Below are 10,594 nucleotides of genomic sequence, written 5' to 3'. Positions count from 1 at the left end.
ATTGGTGCCCAGAAGAAGACTCGAACTTCCACGACCTTGCGGTCACCAGCACCTGAAGCTGGCGTGTCTACCAATTTCACCATCTGGGCAGCATCTTCAGCGTTGCCGCTGTTGATGTCGCGCACTATACGGAGCGCGTTTTGATCTGTAAACCCCTGTTTTTGTTTTAGTAATTGCCAGGCGCAAATCCAAGGGGCAGAAATGCAAAAACCCGCTTTCGCGGGTTTTTGTTGAGCTTGCAAGCCATTGACCTGCTGCTCGAAATTGGTGCCCAGAAGAAGACTCGAACTTCCACGACCTTGCGGTCACCAGCACCTGAAGCTGGCGTGTCTACCAATTTCACCATCTGGGCAGTATCGGCAACGTGTGTACGTCGTCGATGGCGCGCACTATACGGAGCGTGTTTTTAACTGTAAACCCCTGCGGAGAAAAAAACCGCTAAATTTCACGAGCGGTGCTTCCCGGGGTGCCAAAGGGCTGGCCAAATGACGCTGGAAACGCTATCGAATGCTTGAAATTTCCCGTTTCATTAAGCCTATGCCAAACTAACCCGCATATAGACAAGGTGAAAACTCTCTAATGGCCGATTGGCAGTCCCTCGATCCCGAGGCCGCTCGTGAAGCGGAAAAATATGAAAACCCTATTCCTAGCCGTGAACTGATCCTGGCGCATCTCGCCGATCGGGGTTCGCCTGCTAGCCGCGAGCAGTTGGTCGAAGAGTTCGGTCTGACCACCGAGGACCAACTCGAAGCCCTGCGCCGCCGTCTGCGCGCCATGGAGCGCGACGCTCAACTGATCTACACCCGGCGCGGCACCTATGCGCCGGTGGACAAGCTCGACCTGATCCTCGGCCGCATCGCCGGTCACCGTGACGGCTTCGGCTTCCTGATCCCGGACGATGGCAGCGACGACCTGTTCATGAGCCCGGCGCAAATGCGCCTGGTGTTCGACGGTGACCGGGCCCTGGCTCGTGTGTCCGGCCTGGACCGCCGCGGTCGCCGTGAAGGCGTGATCGTCGAAGTGGTGTCCCGCGCCCATGAAAGTATCGTTGGCCGTTACTTCGAAGAAGGCGGCATCGGTTTCGTTGTGCCGGATAACCCGAAGGTCCAGCAGGAAGTGCTGATTACCCCGGGCCGTAATGGCGCCGCGAAGGTGGGTCAGTTCGTCGAGGTGAAAATCACCCACTGGCCCACTGCGCGCTTCCAGCCACAGGGCGATATCGTTGAAGTGGTCGGCAACTACATGGCGCCGGGCATGGAGATCGACGTTGCGTTGCGCACCTACGACATTCCTCACGTCTGGCCCGACGCTGTGCTCAAGGAAGCCGCCAAGCTCAAGCCGGAAGTCGAAGAGAAAGATAAAGAAAAACGCATCGACTTGCGCCATCTGCCGTTCGTCACCATCGACGGCGAAGATGCCCGCGACTTCGACGATGCGGTGTACTGCGAAGCCAAGCCCGGCAAGCTGCGCCTGTTCTCCGGCGGCTGGAAGTTGTTCGTCGCGATTGCCGACGTGTCCAGCTACGTGAAGATCGGTTCGGCCCTGGATAACGAAGCCCAGGTGCGCGGCAACTCCGTGTATTTCCCTGAGCGCGTGATCCCGATGCTGCCTGAGCAGCTGTCCAACGGCCTGTGCTCGCTGAACCCGAAAGTCGACCGTTTGGCCATGGTGTGCGAGATGACCATCTCCAAAACCGGCGAAATGACCGACTACCAGTTCTACGAAGCGGTGATCCACTCCCAGGCGCGCCTGACCTACAACAAGGTCAGCACCATCCTGGAAACGCCGAAGACCAGTGAAGCCAAGGCCCTGCGTACCGAATACGCTGGCGTGGTGCCGCACCTCAAGCAACTGTACGCGCTGTACAAGGTGTTGCTGGGTGCCCGTCACGTGCGTGGCGCGATCGATTTCGAGACCCAGGAAACCCGGATTGTCTTCGGTTCCGAGCGCAAGATCGCCGCGATCACCCCGACCACCCGTAACGATGCGCACAAGCTGATCGAAGAGTGCATGCTGGCGGCCAACGTGGCCACTGCCGAATTCCTCAAGAAACACGAGATTCCGGCGTTGTACCGCGTGCACGACGGCCCGCCGCCGGAGCGCCTGGAAAAACTGCGCGCCTTCCTCGGCGAGCTCGGCCTGTCCCTGCACAAAGGCAAGGACGGTCCGACGCCGAAGGACTACCAGGCACTGCTGGCCAGCATCAAGGATCGTCCGGATTACCATGTGATCCAGACCGTGATGCTGCGCTCCCTGAGCCAGGCGGTGTACAGCGCCGACAACCAGGGCCACTTCGGTCTGAATTACGAGGCGTACACCCACTTCACCTCGCCGATCCGTCGTTATCCGGACCTGCTCACGCACCGCGCGATCCGCAGCGTGATCCATTCCAAGCAGAACACCCCGCACGTCAAGCGCGCCGGTGCCATGACCATTCCGAAGGCACGGATCTATCCGTACGACGAGGCGGCCCTGGAACAGTTGGGCGAGCAGTGCTCCATGAGCGAGCGCCGTGCCGACGAAGCGACCCGCGACGTGGTGAACTGGCTCAAGTGCGAGTTCATGAAGGATCGCGTGGGCGAGTCGTTCCCTGGCGTGATCACGGCAGTGACCGGCTTTGGTCTGTTCGTCGAGCTGACCGATATCTATGTCGAGGGCCTGGTGCACGTCACCGCCTTGCCGGGTGATTACTACCACTTTGATCCTGTGCATCACCGCTTGGCGGGCGAGCGCACCGGTCGCAGCTTCCGCCTGGGCGACACCGTGGAAGTGCAGGTCATGCGCGTCGACCTCGACGAGCGCAAGATCGACTTCGGAATGTCCGACAAGCCGGCCGAAGCGCCGACTGGCCGTAAAAAGCGCGGCAGCGAGACCGCGGCGCCTGCGAGCAAGGGCAAGGGTGCCCCGGCAAAAACCGCAGCGCCTGAGCCAGCCAAGGCTGGTCGCCGTTCGTCTACCAAGGACAAGGCCCCCGAAGCCTACCGCCCCAGCGACGCAGCGGCGAAAAACGCCGAACTGCGCAAGAGTCGCGAGTTGAAGCAGCAGTTGCTCAACGAAGCCAAGAGCGGTGGTAAAGCGGCGTCTGGGGGAAAGTCCCACGGGGCGGAAAAGTCGTCGAGCAAGCCAAGCAAACACCGTAAAGGCCCGCCAAAAGCGGGTTCGGCCCCCGCGAAAAGCGGCGGGTCGCGCAAACCTAAGGCCAAGTCATGAGTCTGGAAAAAATCTACGGCGTGCACGCCGTAGAAGCCCTGCTGCGTCACCACCCCAAGCGTGTCAAGCAAGTGTGGTTGGCGGAAGGTCGCAGCGAGCCGCGTGTGCAAGCGCTGGTCGAACTGGCTACCCAAAACAAGGTTGCCATCGGCCAGGCCGAGCGTCGTGAAATGGACGCGTGGGTCGAGGGCGTTCACCAAGGCGTGGTCGCGGACGTCAGTCCGAGCCAGGTCTGGGGCGAAGCCATGCTCGACGAGCTGCTCGACCGTACCGAAGGCGCGCCGCTGTTGCTGGTGCTGGACGGTGTGACCGATCCCCACAATCTCGGCGCCTGCCTGCGTTCGGCGGATGCCGCCGGAGCATTGGCGGTCATCGTGCCCAAGGACAAGTCGGCGACGTTGACGCCGGTGGTGCGTAAAGTCGCTTGCGGCGCGGCGGAAGTGATTCCGTTGGTGGCGGTGACCAACCTGGCGCGCACCCTGGAAAAACTCCAGCAGCGCGGCCTGTGGGTCGTCGGTACGGCGGGCGAGGCCGAGGTCAGCATCTATGACCAGGACCTGACGGGCCCGACGATCCTGATCATGGGCGCCGAAGGCAAGGGCATGCGCCGCCTGACCCGCGAGCATTGCGACTATTTGGTCAAGTTGCCGATGGCCGGTAGCGTCAGCAGTCTCAACGTTTCGGTCGCGACCGGCGTGTGCCTGTTCGAGGCGCTGCGCCAGCGTAGCGTCAAGGCTGCCGCCAAAAAGCCTTGATCCAGGCGTAAATCAATTGTGGGAGCGGGCTTGCTCGCGAAAGCGGAGTGTCATTCGGCAAATATGTTGAATGTCGGACCGCTTTCGCGAGCAAGCCCGCTCCCACATTGTTTTGTGTTGAGGTGGAAATCAGCGGTTGTTCAAATAATCGCCAATTGCCTTGCGCCGCCTTCGCCCCTTCTCTACAATTGCGCCCCTTGCTGTGATGGCAGGCACTTATGTGTCTAGCGTCCTCAAGTCCATAAGTGTCATTCACTCCTTGTCTGACCGTTTTTGAGCGGCAGGCTACAACCCGTAAGGAGCATTCATGCGTCATTACGAAATCATCTTTTTGGTCCACCCGGATCAAAGCGAGCAAGTCGGCGGCATGGTTGAGCGTTACACCAAGCTGATCGAAGAAGACGGCGGCAAAATCCACCGTCTGGAAGATTGGGGCCGTCGTCAACTGGCCTACGCAATCAACAATGTTCACAAGGCTCACTACGTGATGCTGAACGTTGAGTGCACTGGCAAGGCCCTGGCCGAGCTGGAAGACAACTTCCGCTACAACGATGCAGTGATCCGTAACCTGGTCATCCGTCGCGAAGAAGCCGTCACTGGCCAATCCGAGATGCTCAAGGCTGAAGAAAACCGCAGTGAGCGCCGTGAGCGTCGCGACCGTCCTGAGCACTCTGACAGCGCCGATGGCGATGACAGCGATAGCGACAGCGACAACAGCGATAACGCTGACGAGTAATCCACGGACCTTTTAAGGAGCCAATCACATGGCACGTTTCTTCCGTCGTCGTAAATTCTGCCGCTTCACCGCTGAAGACGTGAAAGAGATCGATTACAAAGATCTCAACACTCTGAAAGCCTACGTATCCGAGACCGGCAAAATCGTTCCAAGCCGTATCACCGGTACCAAAGCTCGTTATCAGCGTCAGCTGGCCACCGCTATCAAGCGCGCCCGCTTCCTGGCCCTGCTGGCCTACACCGACAGCCACGGCCGCTGAGACCGGGCAGTCGACGAGTAGTAAGGGATTGAATGCATGCGCGCCTTAGCTGAGTTCATCATGCGCGGTCGTATGCAGGCCACTCTGGTAGTGGCTGGATGCGCGGCATTGCCGTTGTTGTATTGGTTGGGTGCTGCCGCCGGGAGTCTTGTACTCCTGCGGCGCGGATTGAGGGACGCCTTGGGCGTTCTTGCTCTAGGACTGCTGCCGGCCTTGCTCTGGTGGCTGTATTCCGCGGACCCGCGTGCAGTCATGGTGCTGCTGGGGACTTCGGCGCTGGCGTTGGTGTTGCGCGCTAGCGAATCCTGGAACCGCGTGCTGCTGGTCAGCATAGCGATAGGCGTGGTGTTTTCAGTGGTGCTCGGGGTGGCTTTCGCACCCCAGATCGAGATGCTGTCGCAGGCTTTGATAAAAATCCTGCCCGAGGCGCTCGGTGATCTCTACCAGCAGATGTCGGTAGAAGAGCAGGCGCGTTTCGCGTCCCTGATCGCCCCCGTCCTGACCGGACTGATTGCGGCCTTGTTGCAAATCGTCAGTGTGCTGAGCCTGGTTATCGGGCGCTACTGGCAGGCGTTGTTGTACAACCCGGGTGGTTTTGGTCGCGAGTTTCGCGCCATCCGTTTCCCGCTTGGGCTGGCGATGTTGCTGTTGGCGGGCATGCTTCTGGGGCCGAACTTCGGTCCGCAGATGGCGATGCTCACGCCGTTGTGCAGTGTACCGCTGGTCTTTGCCGCCCTGGCCCTGATTCACGGGCTGGTGGCGCAAAAGCGACTGGCCAGGTTCTGGCTGGTGGGGTTGTACGTCACGTTGTTGCTGTTCATGCAACTGATCTATCCGTTGCTGGTGGTCTTGGCCATCGTCGACAGCCTGATTGATTTTCGCGGTCGTATGGCGCCGAAAGACGCCGACAACGCGAACGGTGAAGGTTAAAAGTTAGAGGATTTTCACATGCAACTGATCCTTCTGGAAAAAATCGCCAACCTGGGCAACCTGGGCGATAAAGTAAACGTTAAGGCCGGCTACGGTCGTAACTACCTGCTGCCTTTCGGCAAAGCCACCGCTGCGACCGCTGCCAACCTGGCTGCGTTCGAAGAGCGTCGCGCTGAGCTGGAAAAAGCCGCCGCAGACCGTAAAGCATCGGCTGAAAGCCGTGCTGCCCAACTGGCCGAGCTGGAAGTGACCATCACTGCCACCGCTGGCGACGAAGGCAAGCTGTTCGGTTCGATCGGTACTCACGACATTGCTGACGCACTGACCGCCTCCGGCGTTGAAGTTGCGAAAAGCGAAGTTCGTCTGCCGAACGGCACCATCCGCAACGTAGGCGAATTCGACGTAGCCGTGCACCTGCACGCCGAAGTTGAAGCCACCGTACGCGTTGTCGTGGTAGCAGCCTAAGCAACACCTGTCGGCTGGCACCCTTGGGTGCTTGCCGGTAACATCGGGCACGATCCTGTTTACAGGTCGTGCCCTTTGTCTTTCTGCAATTCCTGATTTTCATAACCAGACGTGGCCATGAACGAAATCACCGCCCCCGAGCAATACGATCTGCAAACCGCTGCCCTGAAGGTGCCTCCGCATTCCATCGAGGCCGAACAGGCCGTGCTGGGCGGCCTGATGTTGGATAACAACGCCTGGGAACGTGTGCTCGATCAAGTCTCCGATGGCGATTTCTACCGGCATGACCACCGCCTGATTTTCCGTGCGATCGCCCGTCTGGCCGATCAGAACATGCCGATCGACGTCGTGACCCTGGCCGAGCAATTGGACAAGGAAGGGCAGACGTCCCAGGTCGGTGGCCTGGGTTACCTGGGTGAACTGGCGAAAAATACGCCGTCGGTCGCCAACATCAAGGCTTATGCCCAGATCGTGCGCGAGCGGGCGACCTTGCGCCAGTTGATCGGCATCAGCACCGAGATCGCCGACAGTGCCTTCAACCCGGAAGGCCGCACTGCCGCCGAGATCCTTGACGAAGCCGAGCGGCAGATCTTCCAGATCGCCGAGGCCCGGCCGAAAACCGGCGGCCCGGTGAGCGTCAACGACCTGCTGACCAAGGCCATCGACCGCATCGACACCTTGTTCAACACCGACAACGCCATCACCGGCCTGTCCACCGGCTACACCGACCTCGACGAGAAGACCAGCGGCCTGCAACCGTCCGACCTGATCATCGTCGCCGGCCGACCGTCCATGGGTAAGACCACCTTTGCGATGAACCTGGTGGAAAACGCCGTGCTGCGCAGCGACAAGGCGGTGCTGGTGTATTCCCTCGAGATGCCAGGCGAATCGCTGATCATGCGTATGCTCTCGTCCCTGGGGCGTATCGACCAGACCAAGGTCCGTTCCGGCCAACTGGAAGACGACGACTGGCCGCGCCTCACCTCGGCGGTCAACCTGCTCAACGACCGCAAGCTGTTCATCGATGATACGGCGGGCATCAGCCCGTCGGAAATGCGCGCCCGGACCCGGCGCCTGGTGCGTGAGCACGGCGACATTGCGCTGATCATGATCGACTACCTGCAATTGATGCAGATCCCCGGTTCCAGCGGTGACAACCGGACCAACGAGATTTCCGAGATCTCCCGTTCCCTCAAGGCCCTGGCCAAGGAATTCAACTGCCCGGTGGTGGCCCTGTCCCAGTTGAACCGTTCCCTGGAACAGCGCCCCAACAAACGCCCGGTGAACTCCGACTTGCGGGAATCCGGAGCGATCGAGCAGGACGCCGACGTGATCATGTTCGTCTACCGGGACGAGGTGTATCACCCCGAGACCGAACACAAGGGTATCGCCGAAATCATCATCGGCAAGCAGCGGAACGGCCCGATCGGCTTTATCCGCCTGGCGTTCATCGGCAAATACACGCGTTTCGAAAACCTGGCGCCGGGTAGCTACAATTTTGATGATGACGAATAACTTGTGGGAGCGGGCTTGCTCGCGAAGGCGGTGTGCCAGACCACTTCAATGTCAACTGACACGCCGCTTTCGCGAGCAAGCCCGCTCCCACAGAGGGACCGCCGATTTCCGACCATAGTCGTCGGAATTGGTTATTTTTTGTGCTATATTCCGCGCCCGCGATTTTTCATCCTTTATACCGGTCATCGACATGCAAGCAGCCAAGCCGTTATTTGACTATCCCAAGTACTGGGCCGAATGTTTCGGCCCGGCGCCGTTCCTGCCCATGAGCAGGGAGGAGATGGATCAGCTCGGCTGGGATTCGTGCGACATCATCATCGTCACCGGTGATGCCTACGTCGATCACCCGTCGTTCGGCATGGCGATCATTGGCCGTTTGCTGGAGGCCCAGGGCTTCCGTGTCGGGATCATTGCCCAGCCGAACTGGCAGTCCAAAGACGACTTCATGAAGCTTGGCGAGCCCAACCTGTTTTTCGGCGTCGCGGCCGGCAACATGGACTCGATGATCAACCGCTACACCGCCGACAAGAAAATCCGCTCCGACGACGCTTACACCCCGGGCGGTTTGGCGGGCAAGCGGCCGGACCGTGCGAGCCTGGTCTACAGCCAGCGCTGCAAGGAAGCCTACAAGCATGTACCGATCGTGCTCGGCGGCATCGAAGCGTCCCTGCGCCGCATCGCCCACTATGATTACTGGCAGGACCGGGTGCGCAACTCGATCCTGATCGACGCCTGCGCCGACATCCTGCTCTACGGCAACGCCGAGCGGGCGATTGTCGAAGTCGCCCAGCGCTTGTCCTATGGCCACAAGATCGAAGACATCACCGATGTGCGTGGCACCGCGTTTATCCGCCGTGACACGCCGCAAGGCTGGTACGAAGTCGATTCCACGCGCATCGACCGTCCGGGCAAGATCGACAAGATCATCAACCCGTACGTGAATACCCAAGATACCGCTGCCTGCGCCATCGAGCAGGAAAAAGGTCCGGTTGAAGATCCAAGTGAAGCCAAGGTCGTGCAGATCCTGGCGAGCCCGAAAATGACCCGCGACAAGACCGTCATCCGCCTGCCATCGGTGGAAAAGGTCCGTGGCGACGCGGTGCTCTATGCCCACGCCAACCGCGTGCTGCATCTGGAAACCAACCCGGGCAACGCCCGCGCCCTGGTGCAGAAGCACGGCGAAGTCGACGTCTGGTTCAACCCGCCGCCCATTCCGATGACCACTGAAGAAATGGACTACGTGTTTGGCATGCCTTACGCACGTGTTCCCCATCCGGCGTACGGCAAGGAGAAGATCCCGGCCTACGAGATGATCCGTTTCTCGGTGAACATCATGCGCGGCTGCTTTGGTGGCTGCACCTTCTGCTCGATCACCGAGCACGAAGGCCGGATCATCCAGAACCGTTCCGAAGAGTCGATCATTCGCGAGATCGAAGAGATCCGCGACAAGGTTCCAGGTTTCACTGGGGTGATTTCCGACCTCGGCGGGCCGACCGCGAACATGTACCGCATTGCCTGCAAGAGCCCGGAAATCGAATCCGCGTGCCGCAAGCCGTCCTGTGTGTTCCCCGGCATCTGCCCGAACCTGAACACCGACCATTCTTCGCTGATTCAGCTGTACCGCAGCGCCCGGGCATTGCCTGGGGTGAAGAAGATCCTGATTGCCTCTGGCTTGCGTTACGACCTGGCAGTCGAATCGCCGGAATACGTCAAGGAGCTGGTGACCCACCACGTCGGCGGCTACCTGAAGATCGCCCCGGAACACACCGAGGAAGGTCCGCTCAACCAGATGATGAAGCCGGGCATCGGCAGCTATGACAAGTTCAAGCGGATGTTCGAGAAGTACACCAAGGAAGCCGGGAAAGAGCAGTACCTGATTCCGTACTTCATCGCCGCCCACCCGGGCACCACCGACGAAGACATGATGAACCTGGCGCTGTGGCTCAAGGGCAACGGCTTCCGGGCCGACCAGGTGCAGGCGTTCTATCCGTCGCCGATGGCCACCGCCACCGCCATGTACCACTCGGGCAAGAACCCGCTGCGCAAGGTCACCTACAAGAGCGACGGGGTGACCATCGTCAAGAGCGAGGAGCAGCGCCGCCTGCACAAGGCTTTCCTGCGGTATCACGACCCGAAAGGCTGGCCGATGCTGCGCGAAGCGTTGACCCGCATGGGCCGCGCCGACCTGATCGGGCCGGGCAAGAACCAGTTGATTCCGTTGCACCAGCCGGCCACCGACAGCTACCAGAGCGCCCGTCGCAAGAACTCGACGCCAGCCGGCAGCCACAAGGTGGGCAAGGAAACCACCAAGATCCTGACCCAGCACACCGGCCTGCCGCCGCGAGCCAGCGACGGTGGCAACCCATGGGACAAGCGCGAGCAGGCCAAGGCCGCGGCATTCGCCCGCAACCAGCAGGCCGCCAAGGAACGCAAGGATGCCGCCAAGGGCAAAGGACCGAAACCAGCGCGCAAGCCCGTCGTGCCGCGCTGATCGCCTTGCAGCCCCGCAAAACGCCAGCCTAAGTGCTGGCGTTTTGCTTTCTAGCGGCGGTGCTGGCCGTTTGTTATCGTGGCGCCCGCATAGCCTTTGTGGCGAGGGGGCTTGCTCCCGCTGGGCTGCGAAGCGGCCCCAAACAATCCCATGCAAGGTTTCAGATAGACCGTGGCGCCCGGTTTACGACGGCTTCGCCGCCGAGCGGGAGCAAGCTCCCTCGCCACAGGGGT

Annotated in this window: 8 protein-coding genes and 2 tRNA genes; 8 read left to right on the top strand and 2 right to left on the bottom strand. The window is 60.5% G+C overall.

Annotated elements, in window-relative coordinates; all coding sequences use genetic code 11:
• Window positions 1-2: 2 nt before the first annotated feature.
• Together HU767_RS17125 and HU767_RS17120 are read right to left on the bottom strand one after the other, a co-directional pair.
• A tRNA-Leu gene (locus HU767_RS17125) sits at window positions 3-89 on the bottom strand.
• Window positions 90-265: 176 nt separating this feature from the next.
• Window positions 266-352 (bottom strand) — tRNA-Leu (locus tag HU767_RS17120).
• A gap of 227 nt (window positions 353-579) precedes the next feature.
• On the opposite strand from HU767_RS17120, the gene rnr reads away from it, so the two are divergent.
• From rnr to HU767_RS17080, 8 genes are all read left to right on the top strand, one after another.
• Window positions 580-3,210, top strand: coding sequence for a ribonuclease R (rnr, locus tag HU767_RS17115; protein ID WP_186707859.1), 2,631 nt, complete (start codon window positions 580-582; stop codon window positions 3,208-3,210).
• The gene (gene rlmB, locus HU767_RS17110) at window positions 3,207-3,965 is read left to right on the top strand and encodes a 23S rRNA (guanosine(2251)-2'-O)-methyltransferase RlmB (RefSeq protein WP_186730060.1); all 759 of its coding nucleotides are present in this window, start codon (window positions 3,207-3,209) and stop codon (window positions 3,963-3,965) included. Before rnr ends, rlmB begins: the two co-directional genes overlap by 4 nt.
• A 307-nt stretch (window positions 3,966-4,272) precedes the next feature.
• On the top strand, window positions 4,273-4,701 hold the full coding sequence (rpsF, locus tag HU767_RS17105; protein WP_003186395.1) for a 30S ribosomal protein S6: 429 nt from the start codon (window positions 4,273-4,275) through the stop codon (window positions 4,699-4,701).
• 28 nt (window positions 4,702-4,729) lie between these two features.
• Window positions 4,730-4,960 carry a 30S ribosomal protein S18 gene (gene rpsR, locus HU767_RS17100; RefSeq protein WP_002551829.1) on the top strand — a complete coding sequence of 77 codons (231 nt, stop codon included), beginning with the start codon at window positions 4,730-4,732 and terminating at the stop codon, window positions 4,958-4,960.
• 36 nt (window positions 4,961-4,996) lie between these two features.
• Window positions 4,997-5,890: a hypothetical protein gene (locus tag HU767_RS17095; protein WP_024618455.1), complete on the top strand. Its 894-nt coding sequence runs from the start codon at window positions 4,997-4,999 to the stop codon at window positions 5,888-5,890.
• An 18-nt stretch (window positions 5,891-5,908) separates the two neighbouring features.
• Window positions 5,909-6,355 carry a 50S ribosomal protein L9 gene (rplI, locus tag HU767_RS17090; protein WP_003186385.1) on the top strand — a complete coding sequence of 149 codons (447 nt, stop codon included), beginning with the start codon at window positions 5,909-5,911 and terminating at the stop codon, window positions 6,353-6,355.
• A gap of 117 nt (window positions 6,356-6,472) precedes the next feature.
• Window positions 6,473-7,870 carry a replicative DNA helicase gene (gene dnaB / locus HU767_RS17085; protein WP_027911801.1) on the top strand — a complete coding sequence of 466 codons (1,398 nt, stop codon included), beginning with the start codon at window positions 6,473-6,475 and terminating at the stop codon, window positions 7,868-7,870.
• Window positions 7,871-8,060: 190 nt separating this feature from the next.
• Complete coding sequence (locus HU767_RS17080; protein WP_186707857.1) at window positions 8,061-10,361, top strand: YgiQ family radical SAM protein; 2,301 nt, start codon at window positions 8,061-8,063, stop codon at window positions 10,359-10,361.
• The last annotated feature ends 233 nt before the right edge of the window (window positions 10,362-10,594 follow it).

Origin of the sequence: Pseudomonas sp. SWRI179, from assembly GCF_014268705.1 — a bacterium.
Lineage (GTDB): Bacteria > Pseudomonadota > Gammaproteobacteria > Pseudomonadales > Pseudomonadaceae > Aquipseudomonas > Aquipseudomonas zanjanensis.
This window is presented reverse-complemented; position numbering and strand designations above follow the sequence as displayed.